Here is a 19,569-nt window from a genome sequence, read left to right as displayed (position 1 = left end):
GCCTGAACGGGCTCGGCGCCGATCATCGTCAGGCAGCCCGGGTACTCGCGCCAGCTCGATCGCGATGGAGACGGAGTCGGCTGCGAACTCTGAGGCCGAGCGAAGCCGTCACGAGCCGGTCTTCGCTGTGCCCTACGGTGACCTGATGGAACCCGCTGATCCGAACCGCGAGTTGCTCCGGAAGAACGCGAACCTGCTCATCGACCACGGCGCGAAGGACCAGTCCGTGGCGGCCGAACTCCGCCTGCTCGTCCCCGGCCGGAAGGGCACGGAGGGCATCGGCGGCAAGCTCGTCCTCACACCGACCGCGCTGTTCTTCCACGGGCACGCGGTGAACCGTGTCCGCCCTGATTTCGGGCTACCCCTCGACGAGATCGCCGCACTCCGGGATGTCTCGCGCGGACTGTCCCGGCAGCTCGAGGTCGAGCTCCGCAGCGGCACACGCGCCCGCTTCGTCGTGTGGGGTGTCCCGCGACTCATCACAGCGATAGACGAGGCCCGCACCGCGCGCTGACGTCGATCGCTGGATCGGCTGCCTCCCCCCCCCTGGCCCAGTCCCCAGGACGAGGAACGATCCGGAACACCGGCACGTTCCTCGGCCTGACGCTCTCGCGCCGTACCGCGCCGTACCGCCAATGCCGACCGACTCGTCTCCTCCTAGTGTTGGAGCGATGGACGAGTACCAGGGAGTCGCGCGCCGGACATGGCGTCGGACAGCCGTCATCGTCGCCGTCGGTCTGATCGTGGGCGGGACTTCCGGATGGCTGGTCAGCCTCGGCGAGTCAACAGTGACCACGGTGTTCACGACGACGGGTTTCGCGTTCTCGCTGGGTGGCATCGCCGGAGCCTTCTCCGTCATGGCGACGAGCTTCCGCATCGCGATGAAGATGCAGGCGCCGATGCAGGGCCTCCCCCGTCCCGAGCGGCAGATGATCGGGCGAGCCATCAAGACGGGCGTCCCGATCGAACCGGCGGGCTCCGAGCTCGGCTGGCGCGCGTTCGACAAAGCGCGGTTCATGGCGGTCTACCAGCCGCTGGCGCTCGGCCAGTTCCTGCTGCTCTACCTCGGGATCATCGGGCCGCAGTTGCCGCTGCTGATCCGCGACGACGGGTTGTCCGTCTGGATCGGCCGCGTTCTCTGCTCACTGCTCGTCGTAGCGGCGGCGGTGGTGACTCCGCTGCTCCTGCGGAGTTCACACCGAGCACGGCGGTACGTTCGGGTCGCATCGACGTCAAGCTGACCAGGCGAAGCCGACGCTGGGGCGACGAAGCTCCTCGCCGCCAGGCAGCGTGAAGCCCGCAGCGGAGCGATTCTGACGAAGGAGGGCTCGCGGGCCGTCCGCGCCCGGAGCAGGACGACCCGATCGAGGCCGCCGACTGCGTTGATCTCACACTCAATCGGTGGGCCGCCGTCGAGCAGCGGAGCATCGCGAACCTCCGACCGGTACCGTGTTGGCCGGAGGGGGAACGATGAGCAACGTCAACACCTGGGGTGGAACCGTCACGAAGGCCGCTGCGAAGCCACGGTTCATCGTGCGGCGGTCGTGGATCAGTTCGACGCTGATCATGTGGCTCGGACTCGGAGCATTCGGCGTCGGTGTCCTCGGCGCGATCGTGCAGTCGAGCATCGCGCCGGACTCCGACGGCGCGGTGTTCGCGATGCTCATCGGCGCCAGCATCCCGACCCTGCCCATCGGCCTGATCCTCAACCGCAGCCGCATCACGGTCTACGGCGAGCGGTACGACGTCCGGCCCGGCCTGGGTCGCAAGCGTCGCCGTGATGTGAAGGACCTGGACAAACTCCGCTTCGGGCGCCAGTCGAGTCAGAACGGCACGGTCTACATCACCCTCACGGGCTGGAACGAGCAGCAGAAGAAGCAGTTCCGCATTCACACGACCCACCGCGGGTACACCGAGTTCACCGCGTGGCTCGCGCAGCACCGTCCAGAGCAGTGGGCGAAGTGCGCGTCACTCGGCATCCCGGACTGACCGTGATCCTGTCGGTCAGACCGGCGTGAGCCAGGGCTCGACCCGGATCAGATCACACCACTCCGTTCCCAGGACGTCGCGGATCTCATTCGTCGGAACCGGAAGCAGCGTTCCGACGAAAGCGTCCAACCCTGCCCCCGGCACTTCGCTGACTCGCACTTCGTACGGGAGCCAGGACTCGGGCACTCGATCCAGGGAGTCGAACAGCCCGTCGACGTCCGACGAGCGTCTGCGATCGGCGTCATCACGAGGCGCTGCTCGGCCGGCATCGCGGATCAGCCGCCCGATCCTCCCGTGATCAGGGAAGGTGTCCGGAACCTCGATCTCGACCACGCGGCGATGCTCGGCAGCCACGGCGGTCACGTCGGGATCGATCGCTGCCCACCAGCGCTGCGGGTCGGCGGACGGCTGCCACCGGTCCACACCACCAGTCGGCTCAGCCACGACGACGCCGGCTCGGCGCACGAAGAACGCTTCGGCGCGCATCAGCACCACGTGATCACACCCACTGCTCTCGGTACGTGTACAGCCACCAGCGACCGCAGGGCTTCCGGCACGAGATCGCCTTGACGTCCACTGGCACACCTACCGGCACCGATCCGACGGCCAGGGTGAGGGCGAGACGGACCGGAAGGCCGCGCTTCTTCGTGTTGCTCTTCATTCCTCCAACTTGGCGTCGAGCAGCCATTGACGTATCAACATCGCGTAACCGACTCGTTTCCAACAGTTCATGACTCCCGCGAGGTGAACGGCATCGAACGACACCACCGTCGTCACGAGACTCAACACCCTCGCTCTCAGCGCGAGTGCAACGTAGGGTCCAGACATGACCGTCGCCGGCTCCCTCGCGATCGTCGCCGGCGTCCTCGCCATTGCGACGGTCCTCGGCGTGCTGCTGCGCAGCCGGACCGGGCGAGCGCGCGTGGTCACTTCCCGGGCCAGCGACGCGACGACGGTGGCCGATCTCGCCAGCCGGGAGGCATTCGGCACCGCCGCCACGCTCCTCCAGTTCTCGACACCAACATGCGCACGGTGCCCCGCCACGGCTCGCCAACTCGACGTGGTCGCCGCATCAAGATCGGCGGCGCAGGGTCCGAACCGCGTCCGACGACTCGAGATCGACATCGCCGAACGACCGGAGCTCGCCAGCCGCTTCGACGTGATGCAAACGCCGACCGTGCTCCTCGTGGACGGCACGCAAACCGTCCGAGCCCGCTTCGGCGGACCACCCCGCCAGCCCGAACTCGTCGCCGCGCTCGACGCCGTCCTCACCGAGGAGCACTCGTGACCACCTCCCCTGCACCTTCCCGAGGAATCGACCCGCGCTCGCCCCGCTTCGGTGCCGCGATCACGACGGTCCTGCTCGCGCTCGACATCGTCCTCACCCTCAACGAGAGCACACGGACGATCGGCATCGTGCTGCTCGCCGTCATCGCCGCGCTCTTCGCCTGGGGAGGCCTGGTCGGTATCGCGCGGCACCCGTACGGCGCATTGTTCCGCCGCCTGGTGCGCCCGCGACTCGGCCCGCCCGCCGAACTCGAGGCCCCAGAGCCCCCGACGTTCGCGCAGCGGGTCGGACTCGTGGTGACCGGGGTCGCACTCGTTCTGGCGCTCATCGGCGTTCCGTACGCAGCTCCGGTCGGCGCTGCCGTCGCACTGGTCGCAGCGTTCCTCAACGCCGCGTTCGACGTCTGCATCGGGTGCCTGATGTACGTCTGGCTGGTGCGGGTCGGGGTGTTCCGAGGCCGCAGCAGCGCGGCGTAGCGTCGGACCCGCGGCAGCTTCCGACGCCGGCCCCGGCAGCCCATGCTCAGCGGGCGTCGACCGCCTGTTCGGACAACGTGACGAGATCCTCCGCCCGCAGTTCCGGCCACCCGTGCAAACTGCCCGCCACTCCTCCGGCAGCGCCGACCGAACCGCCCGCACGAGGGCGTCCTCGAGCGAGGTCGAGAGTCGCACCCGCGGGCCGCTCGGTGAGAGGCTGTTGACCGTCGAGCAGCACCGGACGATGGCGCCGCTGTTCCATGAGACACCCCGTCTTGGGGGCGAGCGTCCACTTTGAAGGGTGGACGTCAATTCGTAATCTGATTCCAACTGCTCATCTTCTCGAACACGGAGTCGACATGTCCGGGATGTACCCGCCAAACGGTCAACCATCCATGCCGCCGAACGGGCAGCAGCCCTACCCGACCGACGGTCCTCCGCTATACCAGCAGGGCAATCAGCCGCCGTTCCCTCCCGACGGACGGCCGCCATTTACGCCGGATGGGCGACCGCCGTTCATGCAGGGCCCGCACTCTCAGCCTCGCGGGAACGGTTTTGCAACGGCGGCCCTGGTGCTCGGTATCCTCGCGCTCCTCTTCGCCTTCGCCTCGACGCCAGCGCTGGCGGTTCTTCTTGGGGCGCTGTCGCTGACGTTCGGCCTTATTTCGCTACGGAACCGCACCGGTCGAGGAGTCGCGGGCACGATCATGGGTTCGGCCGGCCTCATCATCGCGATCGCGGTCGGGGTGGTCAACGCAAGCAGCAGCGACGAGCCAGTGGACACTTCTGAACAAATCGTTGCTGAGCCAGATGCGATAACTGGTGATGGGACTGTCCCCAGCGTCATCGGCAAGACCGTCGATGAGGCTCGCGCAGAGCTCGAGCAGGCGGGCTTCGAAGTCGCGTCACCGGGCGCGGGCAGCGACGACGAGGTCTCGAAGCAGAGTCCGACCGCGGGCACGTCGGCCGAAGCCGGGAGCACGGTCACTTTGATGGCGACCAGCTCTGCAGGAAGCTCGGTCACGAACCCCGCGACGGTCGGAACGAAGTTCGGGATGGATTCATGGGGTCGACCTGGCGACGAAGACCCGGAGTATCGGATCTGGTTCGACGGCTACACCGAAAATCAGCCGACAACTGATTCCTGGAACGCTCCAGACACCGGTATGAAGTACGTGACGGTCGTTGTACACGTGGAGGCGCTCCAGGCAGGCGTGCACACCGGCGTCGAGACCTGGGACATCAACCTCACGGATAAGCAGGGCAGGGTCTACGAGGAGACGTACCTGTCCGGTGTGGAGGACATCCCGAGCGTGACGCTCGGCGAGGGCCAGTCGTCCAGCGGCCGCATCGCGTTCGAGGTTCCGAACGACTTCAACGGCGGAGTGCTCTCGTTCGCAGACGCAACGATCTTCGTGCGGACGAACTAGAGCGCCAGCCGTCGTACTTTGACCGGCTGTACGTCTTCCACAGGTCATCGTCCGGCCGGGTTCAAGAGCCGTTCCTTCGCGACCATCGGAGAATGGAGCGCTGAGAAGCAGACAAAGCTCGGCGACGACAAAGGCGGCTTCCGGCCTATGAGACACTTCACCAAATCGCGCACTGCGACGAGAGCTGCAGGTCATCGCCCTGGCAGGAGACCCCTGGCCAGCCCTCGAGTGGTCGATGAGGCCCGGCGCGGGCGGTGCTCGAGTCCACGGCCCTTAGGGTGAGAGATGGTGCAGCCAACCAAGCTGGCTGCACAGGGGTGAGAGGGTAGAACGCATGTCGTTGATCGACGTAGATTCAACAACTGCCAGCCGAGCATGGCCGAACATCGCCCCAGGCAGCGTGGTGCTCGTCCGCGACGCCGAGTGGCTGGTGCTCTCGACGGCACCGACCGGCTCCGGTCTCCTCATCACAGCTCAGGGGCTCTCCGAGCTCGTCCGGGACACCACCGCGACCTTCTACAGCGACCTCGACGACATCAAGCCGCTCAACCCTGCGCAGGCAACGGTCGAGGCGGACAATTCCTCGGGCTACCGCCGCGCAAAGCTTTGGCTCGAGGCGACGCTCCGGAAGACTCCAGTGCCACTGCACGAGGACGCTCTGACGGTGTCGACGCAGATGCTCGCCGACCCGCTCGACTACCAGCGCGCGGCAGTCCGGAAGGCCCTCGACCGCGACAACCTCCGACCACGCCTCCTGATCGCGGACGCCGTCGGGCTCGGCAAGACCATAGAGATCGGGATGATCCTCTCCGAGCTCGTACGTCGAGGCCGCGGCGAGCGCATCCTCATCGTGACGCCGAAGCACGTCCTCGAGCAGATGCAGCAGGAGATGTGGACGAAGTTCGCACTCCCCTTCGTCCGGCTCGACTCCCTCGGCATCCAGCGCGTGCGCCAGAAGTTGCCGGCGACCCGCAACCCGTTCAGCATGTACAAGCGGGCGATCATCTCCGTGGACACGCTCAAGCAGAGCCAGTACCGCAGCCACCTCGAGAAGCAGCGCTGGGATGCCGTCGTCATCGACGAAGCGCACAACGTGATGAACAACACGACCTTGAACGGTGAGCTCGCATCACGCCTCGCCCCGCAGACTGATGCGCTCATCCTCGCATCCGCCACCCCGCACAACGGCAAGAAGGACTCGTTCGCACGGCTCGTGCGCTTGCTCGACCCGACCGCGGTGACCCCTGAGGGTGATCTGATCGAGGAGGAGGTGAAGCGACTCATCATCCGCCGCCACCGGCACAGTCCTGCCGTCGCGATGGAGGTCGGCGCCGACTGGGCAGAACGGCAGGAGCCGAACAACGTCCTGGTCCCTGCGTCTCCTGCCGAGGCGGCAATCGCCGAAGAGCTCTCTATGGTGTGGCTCCACCCGCAAGGCGGTCGGTCCCCGTACTCCGGCGAAAATGCGTCGCTCTTCCCCTGGACCCTCGCGAAGGCATTCCTGTCGTCACCCAGTGCGCTGGACGAATCGGTGCGCGAGCGCTTGAAGCGGCTCCGGAAGGGCGATGCCGACGGCGATGTCCAGCGCGAGATCGACGCGCTGGAGCGACTCGAGCAGCTCACCGTCACCGCGCTGAGCTCGAGCTCCGGCAAGTACGACGCCCTCCTGCAACACGCCAAGAGCATCGGCGTCGGCCCGAAGTCCGAGGAGCGCCTCGTGGTGTTTTCGGAGCGCGTTGCGACCCTGCACTGGCTGCGCCAGAAGCTCGCGAAGGACCTCAAACTGTCGGACAAGCAGATCCGCGTGATGCACGGGGGTCTGACGGACCAGGAGCAGCAGGAGCTCGTGGACAGCTTCAAGCAGTCCGCCTCCCCCATCCGCGTGTTGGTCACCGGCGACGTCGCGAGCGAGGGCGTGAACCTCCACTCCCAGTGCCACGAACTCGTGCACTTCGACATCCCCTGGAGCCTCATCCGCATCGAGCAGCGGAACGGCCGCATCGACCGGTACGGCCAGAAGCACTCCCCTCGCATCACGACCCTGCTGCTCGACGTCGACGACGTCGAGTTCTCGGGTGACGTCCGCGTGCTCAGGAATCTCCTCGAGCGCGAAACCGAGGCGCACTCGGCGCTGGGTGACGTCGCGTCGCTGATGGGCGAGTACAGCGCTGCAGCCGAGGAGTCAGCGATCCGCGACGTGCTGCTCCGCAAGCGCAGCTTCGACGACGCGGTACCGACCGTCGAAGCGACCCTCGAGGACGGCGACGAGATCACGCGGCTGATGGCGGAACTCGCGGCCGAGCAGGCGAGCGAGAGCATCAAGGACGCCGCAAAGGCATCCGATGACACCGCGAAGAACGAGACCGCGAACCATCAGCAGCGCGACAAGACGGACATCGGTACCGGCCTGTTCCCGGACCTCGTTTCATTCCTCGATACAGCGCTGGCCGAGCGCTTCACAACGCCGACCGCCGACGTCGACCATGGCGGCGTGGCGTGGTCTCGCACGAACGCCATCGCGCAAATCGAACCCACGGCTGATCTCCGACAGCGGCTCGAAGTCCTGCCGCAGTCCTACCTCCGGGACAGGCGTGTCACGGAGCGACTGCTCCTGGCGACCACACCGATCCAGGGCAAGGCCGAGGTCGTCAACGCGATCAACGACAAGTCGAGCCCGTCGACCTGGCCCCACGCGCACTTCCTCGGCCCACTGCACCCCGTCCTCGACTGGGCGGCGGACAGCGCGCTCTCCAGACTCGGCCGTAATCGCGTCTACGCCGTCCGGGGCGCCGTCGACCACCCCGTCGTCGTCGTCCACGCCACGCTGACGAACCGCGCCGGCCAGGTCGTCGCCGGGTCGTTCCTCACCGTCGACTTCCCTGGCGTCGCGGAGCACTCGTTCCACTTCACCCAGCCGCACGCCGATGCGCGAGCCGCTCTTGCCCACGTCGGGTTCACCTCCGAGGTGAGGACGAACCCAGGAGCGGTCGATGCCGCACCGCTGCAGGACCTGATCCCGACTGCGGTCGAGGCCGCCCGCAGCCAGGCGGTCCAGCAGATGGAGGCCACTGCAGACGACATCCGCCGTCGCGTCCACCAGTGGGCCGCGCGGATCGACGACTGGCGGGGCGCTGCCGCGGAACAGGCCCAACTGCGCGGGCTCCGAGAGCACCGAGACCGCGTCGACGACGAATCGAAGCTCGTGGACCGCATGACGCCGAACCAGCACTTCGTGCGCCCCCTGCTCGTCGTCGTCCCGGCGGACAGCCCCGCAGCCCCCGAACATCCTGGAAGCGAGCACTGACCCGTGGGAACCCTCACCTCGGAAGCGATCGTCGTCGGCGAAGACTGGATCAGCGAGCACTACCTCACCACCGACGCGAAGTCGCAGTCCTTCCAGAGCCGTGTGCTCGAGCGACGGGCGGCCTGGGACGCCGAGGACGCGGCTGGCGGCCCGTCGACACGCGCTCGCTTCACAGCGAAGCGCGCCGAGCTGATGGGGCTGCTCGCGGTCGTGAACCCGGAGAGCGTCGACGACGGCGCTGACGGCCGGGAGGCCCTCCACGCGCTGTCGACGCAGCTGCGGTCCGTCCTCGGGTACGTCCAGGGCGTGTTCCACCTCGACGAGACGGGTCCGGTCCGTTACGTGGCCATCCACGGTCTGGAGGACGCCGCACCGCTGGCGCTCATCGACGCCAAGCCGGTCGCGCAGCTGGAGGACCTGCTCGCCAAGGACGGCGACACGCTGCTGTCGAGCTGGACGCCGAACGACGACGATCCGAAGCCGCTGACCTCGGTCGTCCGTGCACTGTCGGTCGTGTTCGAGGGGACCGCGAAGTTCGCGCTCGTCTTAGCTGGTCGGTGGCTCCTGGTCGCAGAACGCGACCGGTGGTACGAGGGTCGGTACCTCGCGCTCGACCTGCAGCTCGTGTGCGAGCGCAACGACGCCAAGCGCGGTGGCGAGATCGACCGTGTCTTGACCTGCGTGGAAGCCGCATCGCTCGCCCCCGACGGTGACGGTGACGTGTGGTGGACCGTGACGCTCGAAGACGCGGTCAAGCACACCGTCGGCGTCTCCGAGGACCTCCGTGAGGGTGTCCGCGAGTCGATCGAGATCATCGCGAACGACGTGGTGGAGCGCCGCCGGGAACGGGGGCTCGAACCCCTGCCGAAGGACCAGGCCCAGCCGCTGGCGAAGCAGTCGCTGCGGTTCCTCTACCGGATCCTGTTCCTCCTCTACGCCGAGGCCTCGCCCCAGCTCGGCGTCCTGCCGGTGAACGCGCCGGAGTACGAGAACGGCTACAGCCTCGACCGTCTCCGGGAGCTCGCGCTCGTCGTGATCGAGAGCCCGCAGGGCGAGCGTGCGACGCACCTGTACCAGTCACTCGACGTGCTGTTCCGCCTCGTGGACCGCGGCCACGCGCCCGAAGCAAGAGATGACGACGGAGCCGAGCCGGGCCTCCAGTTCGAGAGCCTGCGAGCAGACCTGTTCAAGCCGGAGGCGATCGCCCTGATCGGCGAGGTCGGTCTCAGCGATCGGAACCTGCAGCAGGTGCTGCGCCGACTGCTCCTGAGCAAGGAGACGAAGGGCAGGGACCGGGGCTACATCAGCTACGCCGATCTCGGAATCAACCAGCTCGGTGCGGTCTACGAGGGACTGATGTCCTACACTGGGTTCTTCGCCGAGGAAGACCTGTTCGAGGTCGCGCCGAACGGCGACCCGTCGAAGGGCTCGTGGGTCGTCCCCGTCGGGCGTGAGAGCGGTATCGAGTCGCATGACTTCGTGATGCGCGAGGACCCGGACACTGGCCAGCCGAAGCGCGTGCGTCACCCTGCTGGCTCCTTTGTCTACCGGCTCGCCGGTCGCGAGCGCCAGCAGTCGGCGTCGTACTACACGCCGGAGGTGCTGACGCAGTTCACGGTGTCTCAGGCGCTCGAGGAGCTGCTCGACCAGGATGGCCAGCGGACGAGCGCGGAGGAAATCCTCTCGCTGACGGTCTGCGAACCCGCGCTCGGCTCGGGAGCGTTCGCGATCGAGGCTGTCCGCCAGCTCGCTGAGCAGTACCTGAAGCGCCGAGAGGAGGAGCTCGGCGAGCGCGTCGACCCGGACGACCGGCCACGACAGCTGCAGAAGATCAAGGCCGCGATCGCGCTCCACCAGGTGTACGGCGTTGACCTCAACGCGACCGCCGTCGAGTTCGCGGAGATCACGCTGTGGCTCGACACCATGTCGGAGGGGCTCGAGGCTCCCTGGTTCGGCCTCCACCTCCGCCGCGGGAACTCGCTCATCGGTGCTCGCCGCGCCGTCTACGACCGGTCGTCGATCTCGAGCAAGGCCTGGCTCAAGCAGGTGCCACGGGACGTTCCGCTCCTCAACGAGACGGAACTTGGCGAAGGCCAGCTCCGCGCGTCGACGGCCGGCACCGTGCACCACTTCCTCCTGCCCGCTGAGGGCTGGGGCAGCGCCGTCGACGCGAAGGAGGCGAAGGAACTCGCGCCGGAAGCGCTGGCTGCGTTGAAGACGTGGCGACGGGGTATCCTGGCGAAGCCGACCTCGAAGCAGATCGATCAGCTCATCGCACTCGCCTACCGCGTTGAGACGCTGTGGAACCTCGCACGACGTCGACTGACCATCGCCGAGCAGGAGATCCGACGCGACATCCCGCTGTGGGGCCGCGATCGGCCGAATTCGGAGCGGAAGCCCGTCGTCTTGCGCGAGGAGATCGAGCGGACCCTCGACGACCCGGATGGTGCCTACCAGCGACTTCGCCTCGTGATGGATGCGTGGTGCGCGATGTGGTTCTGGCCGCTCACGAACACACTCACGGATGGCGCAGCACCGCCGACGATCGACGAGTGGATCGCTACGCTTCGCGAGCTCCTTGGAGAACAGACGGTCGCAAAGACCACCGCGATGTCGCACGGTCAGGTCACGCTCGGCTCCGCGCAATCGGGCTGGCAGGCACTCAACGACGAGGAGCGCGACGACCTCGACTTTGCGAGCGCCAGCGAGGTGACAGGCGTTCTGCGGGAGCACCCATGGCTTGCGGCGACGCAGCGCGTGGCGGAGCAGCAGGGCTTCTTCCATTGGGAACTCGACTTCGCGAGCGTGTTCGAGCGCGGCGGCTTCGACTTGCAGGTGGGCAATCCTCCATGGGTGAGGCCGGATTGGGATGAGGATGCCATGCTCGCGGAGGCCGATGCCTGGTGGGCGCTCATCCCGAAACCACCCACAGCCGAGGCAGAACGGCGGAAATCCGAAGCGCTCAACGATGCCAGCTTCAAAGCTGAATTTTTGGATAGCCTGACGGCAGTCGTGGCGACGAGGTCCGCGGTGTCGGCGTGCACGGAATACCCTCTGCTCGACGGACTGAGACCAGACCTATACCGCTGCTTCATGGCACGGACGTGGGACCACAGCAGCCGTTCTGGAACGATCGGGCTCATCCATCCGGAATCGCACTTTACGGACGAAAAGGCCGGCCCTCTGCGAGCCGCTACGTACCCCCGCTTGCGGCGCCATTGGCAGTTCGTCAACGAACTCCGACTGTTCGAAATCCACAATCTGGTTACCTACGGCACGCACGTGTACTCGAGTGTCGGCGAAGTGAACTTCTCTCAAGCGACGAACCTTTATCATCCTCAGACCGTGATCGGATCGCTCCGCCATACAGGAGAGGGGGAGGAACCCGGCCTGAAGGACCGTGAAGGCAACTGGGACCTCCGGCCGCACAAGTCCAGGATCGTCACCGTCACCGAGGAGACGCTCGCTACGTGGCACGCGGTCCTCGAGGACGAGTCGGTTCCAGTCCGCCGGTCCCGGATGGTCTACGCGGTCAACCACTCAACTGCCGCAGTGCTCGACAAACTTTCAAAGATCATACGCATTGGCGACCTCAAACTCGAGTATTCCGCCGGATGGAATGAAACGACCGACTTCAAACGCGGCTTCTTCAGGAAGGCATGGGGGCCTGTTGCGACGTGGGACGACGCCATCCTCCAGGGCCCGCACATCTTCGTCGGTAACCCGTTCTACAAGAGGCCGAACGAAAGTATGTCGAGCAACAAGGACTGGTCACCGGTCGACCTCGAGACGCTCACCCCCGACGCGATACCAATTACCACATACAAGCCAGCCGGCAACCGCGCCGCGTACGATGCCGCATATACACAATGGGGCGTCGAGAAGCGTCCGGCCAGGGACTTTTATCGTGTCGTCTGGCGCACCATGGCCGCAAATACCGGCGAACGGACACTGATCCCGACGGTCATGCCGCCAGGAGCTACGCATGTGGATGGACTCTTTTCGGCTGGCACACCGGCCGGGGACCCAGCCCGCCTTTTGACCGTCGCCGGCACAATGATGTCTCTCCTCGCTGACTTCTGTATCCGAGTTGCCCCTAAGTCGACTATCCGTGCAGGAACAGTAGCGAGATTACCCTTCGTCTCCAATCCGGTATTGGCTTCGGCTATCAATCTGCGTGTTGGCCGTCTCGTCTGTCAGACCAGGGCCTTCAGAGACCTTTGGGCATGCGCTTTCGAGACGCATCGCGTCGAGAGCGATAGCGACATCAATCTTGGTGAAATGGCGCAGCAGACCGAGGGCCCGAGTGCTGAGTGGGATCCGTCAGTGCCCCTTCGGCGCGCGTTGGATCGACGTCAAGCACTTGTAGAGATTGACGCCATTGTCGCCCTCGCTTTTGGGACGACCGCGGACGAACTTTGTAGCGTGTATCGCACACAATTCGCTGTGCTGTATGGCTACGACCGAAACGTGTACTTTTACGACGCGAATGGCAGGCTCGTGCCCATCGAAGTGCTCAAGGTGTGGCGGCAGAAGCAAGATGCGATCAGTGGGGAAGAACGGACCGCGACGAACGCGTCCGGCAACACCTACACGTACGAGCTGCCGTTCCGAACGCTCGACCGCGAGGCCGACATGCGCCAGGCGTACGCCCACTTCGAGAAGCTGCTGAAGGACGAAGCATGAGCGAGCTCCTCCCCTCCGTACAGGCCGGCGAGATCACGAAGGGGCTCGTCGACTTCTTGACGACGACCTTTGCTCTGTCCGAGCCCGACGCGCAGACGACGTTGCAGCAGTTCCTGCAGGACCCGGAGGACGGGATCTTTCGCGGGCCGTACGTTCGGCTACGTCTGCCGTTCCGCGCAGCGGACCCCGGCTGGGAGACGGCCCTCGAGTGGACGCCCCCAAACGCACCGTACGGGCACCAGGCGGGAGCGATCGCGCGGCTCTCGAGCTTGCAGACGCCCGAGCACGACGGTCCGCAGCCGACGCTCGTCACGACCGGGACCGGGTCGGGGAAGACCGAGGCATTTCTCTATCCGATCCTCGATCACGTCCTGCGCGCGAAGCGGCAGGGCGTCGAGGGGATAAAGGCGCTCATCCTCTACCCGATGAACGCTTTGGCAAACGACCAGGCTCGACGCATCACCGACCTGATCATGACCGACCCTGCGCTCGGCGGCATCCGAGCGGCGCTCTACGTCGGCGAGGAAGGCCCGCAGCGCTCGGCCGTGACGAAGGACGGGCTGATCACCTCCCGTCCCGCCATGCGCGAGCAGGCGCCGGATATCCTGCTCACCAACTACAAGATGTTGGACCAGCTCCTGCTGCGTCCGTCGGACGCGGCCCTGTGGGACCAGAGCGCCACGAGCCTCCAGTACCTGGTCCTGGACGAGTTCCACACGTACGACGGCGCGCAGGGGACGGATGTCGCCATGCTGTTGCGGCGCCTCGGTCTCGCGCTCAAGGGGCGCTGGGCGGAAGACGCCTTTGACGCAGCGGCGCGCCAGCGTCCGCTTGGGGTCGTGACGCCGGTTGCGACGTCGGCGACGCTCGGTGACGGCAGCGACCCGAGCGCGATGATCGCGTTCGCGAACACGGTCTTCGGCGGCGGGTTCGACGCGTCGAGCGTCGTCACCGAGACGCGACTGACCGTGGACGAGTGGGCTCGTGAGTCCGTCGAGGCGGTCGAGCAGCTGCGCATGGCTCCGGTGCCGGTGATCGATGCACGAGCCGCCCATCTCCAGGAGCAGCTCGGTTGGCAGCGCCGCAGCCCGGAGGAGATCACAGCCGCGGTGCTCGAGTTGTTCTACGTCGCGATGGAGGACGAGGACGGTCAGGAGCGCTTCGCAGCTGCGCTTGCTTCGGCAACCGACGACGCGGATCGGCTCGAGCTCGAGTTCGCGCTCATGCTGGCTCATCCCTTCGTCCGGGCGCTCGTGACCGCGAGCGAGCAGGCGACTTCCCTCGCCGAACTCGCGCGGACGCTGTTCCCCGACGAACTCGTCGCAGGCGAGCGGCCCGCGGAGCGTGCCGACGCTCGCCGAACCACCATCGTGATGGTGCTCGCCGCGCTCAGCCACCTCCGCAAGGAGTTCGGCCGCCGGTCCGTGTCGGTCGACGTGCACCTCTGGATCCGCTCGCTCACGCGCGTCGACCGGGCGGCCCAAGCGCTACCCGAGTTCCGGTGGGCTGACGACGGAGATCTGCGCACCGATGCCGGCGTCGGGCCCGCCGCAGCAGAGATCGCGCCGGCCCTCCCTGCCCTGTACTGCCGGCACTGCGGTCGCAGTGGCTGGGGCGTCGAGCTGGCCCCGACCGGCTGGGACCTGGCGCAGACCGATGCGAACATCCGCCGGAACCACGCCACCAAGCAGTCGAAGAGCCGGTTCCGCGCACTCATCCACGCGCCCCGTGAAGGAGAACTCGCCCTCTCCGGCGAGGCCGACGACGACGGGCTGACCACCGGCCCGTGGTGGTTCCGCGTGGCAGACCGACAGCTCACGAGCGAGCGCCCGAACGCTGACGACGAGGGCGTCGCAGTACCGGTCCTGACGCTGACGGGCAACGACGCGGACGACGAGTCCCGCGATGACGTCTGCCCCAACTGCGGCAAGACGAACGGCATCCGGTTCCTGGGGTCAGCGATCGCCACGCAGCTGTCCACCGTCGTCACGACCCTGTTCGGCGACCGGCACCTCGACGTTGGGGAGAAGAAGGCGCTGGTCTTCACCGACAGCGTGCAGGACGCCGCGCATCGGGCCGGCTTCATCCAGAGCCGGGCTCGGGTCTTTAACCTGCGGAACGCCGTCCGACAGGCCGTCGCGGAAGAGACGACGCTCGATGACATCCCCGCGGCGATGATGGCCGCCGCGCATACGCCGAGCGAGCGGTACCGGCTCCTCCCTCCTGACCTCGCCGAGCGGAACGGCTTCCGCGGGTTCTGGGACACGGACAAGGCCGTGTCGGCGGTCGTCAAGAAACGCGTGCAGCGGCGACTCGCCTTCGACCTCGCGCTCGAGTTCGGGCTCGAGTCGCGAGTCGGGCGCACCCTCGAGGAGACCGGCAGTCTGGCCGCGCACGTCGAGGCAGGGCCGGCAACCCGCCTGGAGGCAGTGGGTCGCGCCGCCGTCGAAGGTCTCGAAGTCGCCTGGTCGCTCGACGACACCCGTGATGGTCTCCTCGACGCCGTATCGGTCGTCCGCTGGGTGCGCGGCACCCTCGAACGGCTGCGTGAGCGCGGCGCGATCAACCACCCCTGGCTGGACAAGTACGTCGAGAACGACGGTAACCGCCACTGGGTCTGGGGCGGCCGGCCGCGACAAGAGGGCATGCCCGCCTTCCCGAAGGGCCGCGAAGCGCCCGCGTTCGCGCGGGTGGGCAAGAAGACGACCGGCGCGCGTGAGTCAGCACTCGACACGGTCACGTCCTCGCAGAGCTGGTACGCACGGTGGACGGCTCGATGCCTCGGAGTCGTGCCGTCGGCGGGCGAGAAGCTCGCGCGTCGGCTCTTCGAGGCGCTCGACCGCGAGGGGATCGTGACGTCGCGGCCGATCGCGGGTGGGGACACCCGTGCCTACGGACTGGCGCCGAGCAGCGTCATCATCGCTCCGGTCGTCGGATCCGGCGTCGGCCAGACGCTCGTCTGCGACACCTGCGAGACCGAGACACCGTCCGCTCCCACCACCGTGGACCAGCTCGCTGGCGGGCCGTGCACCATGGCGCGGTGCCCGGGGACGCTCCTGCGCAAGGATGCGAAGCCGGAGAACTTCTACCGAGACCAGTACGACAACGGCCAGATGCGTCGCGTCGTCGCTCGCGAGCACACGAGCCTGCTCGAGGACAAGCTCCGGCTCGACTACGAGACCCAGTTCAAGAACAGCGGAGTGAAGCCCGACGCGCCGAACGTCCTCGTCGCGACGCCGACCCTCGAGATGGGCATCGACATCGGTGACCTGTCGACCGTCTTCCTGGCCGGACTCCCCCGGACGGTGTCGTCGTACCTCCAGCGCGTGGGGCGGGCCGGGCGACTGACCGGGAACGCCCTCATCCTCGCGTTCGTGCTCGGACGGGGTGACCAGCTACCGAAGATCGGTGATCCGTCCTCCGTGATCAACGGAGCCGTCCGTCCACCTGCGACGTACTTGAACGCGATCGAGATCCTGCAGCGCCAGTACACCGCCTTCGTCATCGATCAGCTCGCTGAAGGTGGCGCACTGCCGGAGGTGCAGTACGCGCCGACGGTCCTCGAGGGTTCGGACCCCGGTTCGTTCCTCGACCTGGTCATCACCCGTGCGGAGCAACGCGCGGACGAGCACCTCGCGCGATTCACCGGAGCGTTCGACTCCTTGAGCGAGGACGTGGTCGGCGGGTTGTCCGACTGGGCTCGTCCGGTAGGCACAGCAGTCCGGTCGAGTCAGCTGGCGCGGACGCTGCTCGACGCGAGCCTGCACTGGAACCAGGAGCTCGAGCGGATTCGGATCCGGACGAAGGCGATCGAGGAGTCGCTGCCCGAACTCAAGCGCCTGGCCGAACTGACCAAGGAGAGCGAGGACGTGTCCGCGCACAACGCGGCTCGAGCGTCGCTTCGCCTGGCGAAGAAGCAGGCCGGGCAACGACGGACCGAGTTCTGGGTCGCGGCTCTCGAACGGTACGGCGTACTCCCGAACTACACGCTGCTCGACGACCGCGTGCAACTCGATGTCGGGCTGACCTGGGTCGATCCCGAGTCCGGCGAGTTTGCCGAGGAACAACGGAGCTACGAGCGAGGGCGCAGCCGCGCGATCAGTGAGTTCGCACCAGGCGCACACTTCTACGCGCAGGGCCTTGACGTGACGATCGATGCCGTTGATCTCGGCACTGACGGCGAACGGGTCAGGACCATGGCGTTCTGCCCTGAGTGCGGCTTCGCGCGTGATCTGGAGGAGGGCGCCGTCGCGGCGTGCCCGAGGTGTTCGAACACCGCCATCGCAGACGTCGACCAACGACTCCGCGTCATCGAGATCGAACACGTCTCCGCCGAGGTCAGACGCGACGAATCGAGCATCAGCGACTCGAACGAGGAGCGCGAACGCACACGCTTCACTGTCCAGCTGGCCGCGGACCTGGACGATGCAGATGTCTCTGCACAGTGGTACGTCGACAAGGTCGGGTTCGGATGCAAGTTCGCGCGCTCGATGACGCTGCGCTGGGTGAACCTCGGTCGCGCGGGTCTCGGGGCGACACGGTTCGTTGCCGGGTCGGAACACGCGGCACCGCTCTTCCGTGTCTGCAAGGGCTGCGGGAAGCTCGACCGCGAAGGTGACACGAACAATGCGTGGGAGCACCGAGTGTGGTGTCGGTACCGCAAGGACCGGGCTGAGCACACCGACACGATCGCCCTCACGCGGACGCTCACGACACAGGCCATCGTGCTGCGGGTCCCGCCGTCGATGACGGTCGGCGACGCCCTGTCGATGCCGAGTCTGTCCGCCGCGGTCCAGCTCGGTCTGCGTGAAGTCATCGGCGGCGACCCCGACCACCTCCAGCTCGCGACCGTCGTCGAGCCCGTGTCGGGTGAGGACGTGAACAACCTCGCGCTGCTGATCCACGACACCGTGCCCGGTGGGACCGGTTACCTCGCCGACCTTGCAGACCCGGCGCGAATCCGCGAGGTGTTCGAACAAGCCCTCGCAGCCCTGGAGCGGTGCGACTGCGCCAGCGACCCGGTCCGAGCGGCGTGCGACAAGTGTCTGCTGCCGTTCGCCCCCGGGGGCGATGTGGGAGGCGTGTCGCGCACCAGCGCACTCCACAACCTCCAGGTGCTGCTGCAGTACCGCGATGGGAGCGCGTCGGACTGGTCGACGACCGAGGTCGACCCGGGTGTCCAAGACCCGGAGTCGCACCTCGAGCAGTGGTTCCGGAAGGTGTTCAAGGAGCGCGTGACAGCGCTCGGCGCCAGCCTCAAGGAGATCCCGGGCGAGTGGGGGTCGACGATCCAGGTCACGCTTCCTGGGCAGCACCGGACGTGGTCGTTACGGCCACAACAGCTCGTCGGCGGCACCCGGCCGGACTTCGTGCTCGAGACATCGGGGGCTCACGTCCCTCCGATAGCGATCTACACGGACGGTTTCGCGTACCACGCGTCGCCGGCGAACCTGCGACTCGCGGACGACGCGACGAAGCGCCAGGGCCTGCGTGATCTCGGCTACCGCGTGGTCGCTCTGACGTGGGATGACCTGCGCCGCCTGCGGGACGGCGAAGCGGAACCCGATCTGGACATCTACGACCCGTCGATGTCCTTGAAGTTCGCCGGGCCGTTCCAGCTGACCCCGGCGGACATCAAGATGCTCGACGAGAACCCGGTCACGACCCTGATGGGATGGATCCAGAGCCCTGAGGATGCTGCAGCACGGACCGAGCGTCTCGCCGATGCGCTCCCGATGCTCGCGATCCCCAGGGGCAAGATGGTCGCCGAGAGCGGGTCGATCGTCGAGCAGGCGATCACACTCGCTCTCGCCAGCAGCAGACCGGTCACGGCTGGTCCGACGTCCTGGGCGCTCCGGTCCGCACACCTCGCGATGCTCGCGCGCCGTCCGGTCGGCGTGCAGGGAGCGACGCCGCCTGAGACAGCGCTCGTGCTCGACGACAGCGCAGAAGCGCTGACCGCACCAGGTTTCCGGGAAGCTTGGCAGCGCTGGCTCAGATTGTCGAACCTGCTCGGAGCCCGCTTGGTCCACCCAGTGACCATCACGACGGCCAGCTCCAGCGCTGGCTTCGCCGTTATTCCGACGGTGCCGGTACGCGAGGAGTCCCGCGCGGATCTCACGGCGGAGTGGCAGAAGCTGATCGCGTTGGCCGAACCAGGAGAGGCGTCGATCCTCCGACAGCTCGTGGAAGTCGGCGTCGTCGTTCCCGTCCTCGGCCACGAGACGAGCAGCGGCGTCCCCGTCCCGATCGCGTGGCCAGAGGAACGCATCGCGCTCGATGCACTGTTGAGCGAAGCAGACCGGGTCGAACTCCTCGGCGACGGCTGGTCGCTCGTCTCGCCGTCGGACGACCCTGCTCTCCTCCGAATCCCGCGCAACCGGAAGGACTCCTGAC

Annotated in this window: 12 protein-coding genes; 10 read left to right on the top strand and 2 right to left on the bottom strand. The window is 67.0% G+C overall.

Translation table 11 applies throughout. The features are described from left to right. Positions 1-21: 21 nt before the first annotated feature. The 4 genes from DEI84_RS14115 (at position 22) to DEI84_RS14100 (ending at position 1,989) form a co-directional block, all read left to right on the top strand. Positions 22-93 carry an excalibur calcium-binding domain-containing protein gene (locus DEI84_RS14115; protein WP_110891327.1) on the top strand — a complete coding sequence of 24 codons (72 nt, stop codon included), beginning with the start codon at positions 22-24 and terminating at the stop codon, positions 91-93. A 52-nt stretch (positions 94-145) separates the two neighbouring features. Further along, positions 146-514, top strand: coding sequence for a hypothetical protein (locus DEI84_RS14110; protein WP_146236382.1), 369 nt, complete (start codon positions 146-148; stop codon positions 512-514). A 157-nt stretch (positions 515-671) separates the two neighbouring features. Further along, a complete protein-coding gene (locus tag DEI84_RS14105; RefSeq protein WP_110891317.1) occupies positions 672-1,241 on the top strand; it encodes a hypothetical protein in 570 nt (189 codons plus the stop codon). Positions 1,242-1,470: 229 nt separating this feature from the next. Continuing rightward, positions 1,471-1,989, top strand: coding sequence for a hypothetical protein (locus tag DEI84_RS14100; protein ID WP_110891316.1), 519 nt, complete (start codon positions 1,471-1,473; stop codon positions 1,987-1,989). A 15-nt stretch (positions 1,990-2,004) separates the two neighbouring features. Here the strand turns inward: DEI84_RS14100 and DEI84_RS14095 are convergent, their stop codons facing one another. Beyond that, positions 2,005-2,484, bottom strand: coding sequence for a hypothetical protein (locus DEI84_RS14095; protein WP_110891315.1), 480 nt, complete (start codon positions 2,482-2,484; stop codon positions 2,005-2,007). Positions 2,485-2,488: 4 nt separating this feature from the next. Further along, the gene (locus DEI84_RS15775) at positions 2,489-2,650 is read right to left on the bottom strand and encodes a hypothetical protein (RefSeq protein ID WP_181420475.1); all 162 of its coding nucleotides are present in this window, start codon (positions 2,648-2,650) and stop codon (positions 2,489-2,491) included. Positions 2,651-2,815: 165 nt separating this feature from the next. Here DEI84_RS15775 and DEI84_RS14085 point away from each other — a divergent pair, with 165 nt between their 5' ends. The 6 genes from DEI84_RS14085 to DEI84_RS14060 all read left to right on the top strand — a co-directional run bounded on the left by DEI84_RS14085 (position 2,816) and on the right by DEI84_RS14060 (position 19,568). Continuing rightward, on the top strand, positions 2,816-3,277 hold the full coding sequence (locus DEI84_RS14085; RefSeq protein WP_110891313.1) for a co-chaperone YbbN: 462 nt from the start codon (positions 2,816-2,818) through the stop codon (positions 3,275-3,277). Then, positions 3,274-3,753, top strand: coding sequence for a DUF4395 domain-containing protein (locus DEI84_RS14080; protein ID WP_110891312.1), 480 nt, complete (start codon positions 3,274-3,276; stop codon positions 3,751-3,753). The genes DEI84_RS14085 and DEI84_RS14080 overlap by 4 nt, the downstream gene beginning before the upstream one ends. 572 nt (positions 3,754-4,325) lie before the next feature. Beyond that, positions 4,326-5,183 carry a PASTA domain-containing protein gene (locus DEI84_RS14075; protein WP_181420474.1) on the top strand — a complete coding sequence of 286 codons (858 nt, stop codon included), beginning with the start codon at positions 4,326-4,328 and terminating at the stop codon, positions 5,181-5,183. A gap of 334 nt (positions 5,184-5,517) precedes the next feature. Further along, on the top strand, positions 5,518-8,487 hold the full coding sequence (locus DEI84_RS14070; protein WP_110891310.1) for an SNF2-related protein: 2,970 nt from the start codon (positions 5,518-5,520) through the stop codon (positions 8,485-8,487). Between the two features lie 3 nt (positions 8,488-8,490). Then, the gene (locus DEI84_RS14065; protein WP_110891309.1) at positions 8,491-13,173 is read left to right on the top strand and encodes an Eco57I restriction-modification methylase domain-containing protein; all 4,683 of its coding nucleotides are present in this window, start codon (positions 8,491-8,493) and stop codon (positions 13,171-13,173) included. Beyond that, positions 13,170-19,568 carry a DEAD/DEAH box helicase gene (locus DEI84_RS14060; RefSeq protein WP_110891308.1) on the top strand — a complete coding sequence of 2,133 codons (6,399 nt, stop codon included), beginning with the start codon at positions 13,170-13,172 and terminating at the stop codon, positions 19,566-19,568. The genes DEI84_RS14065 and DEI84_RS14060 overlap by 4 nt, the downstream gene beginning before the upstream one ends. Position 19,569: the final 1 nt, after the last annotated feature.

It is taken from the genome of Curtobacterium sp. MCBD17_023 (assembly GCF_003224415.1).
Lineage (GTDB): Bacteria > Actinomycetota > Actinomycetes > Actinomycetales > Microbacteriaceae > Curtobacterium.
This window is presented reverse-complemented; position numbering and strand designations above follow the sequence as displayed.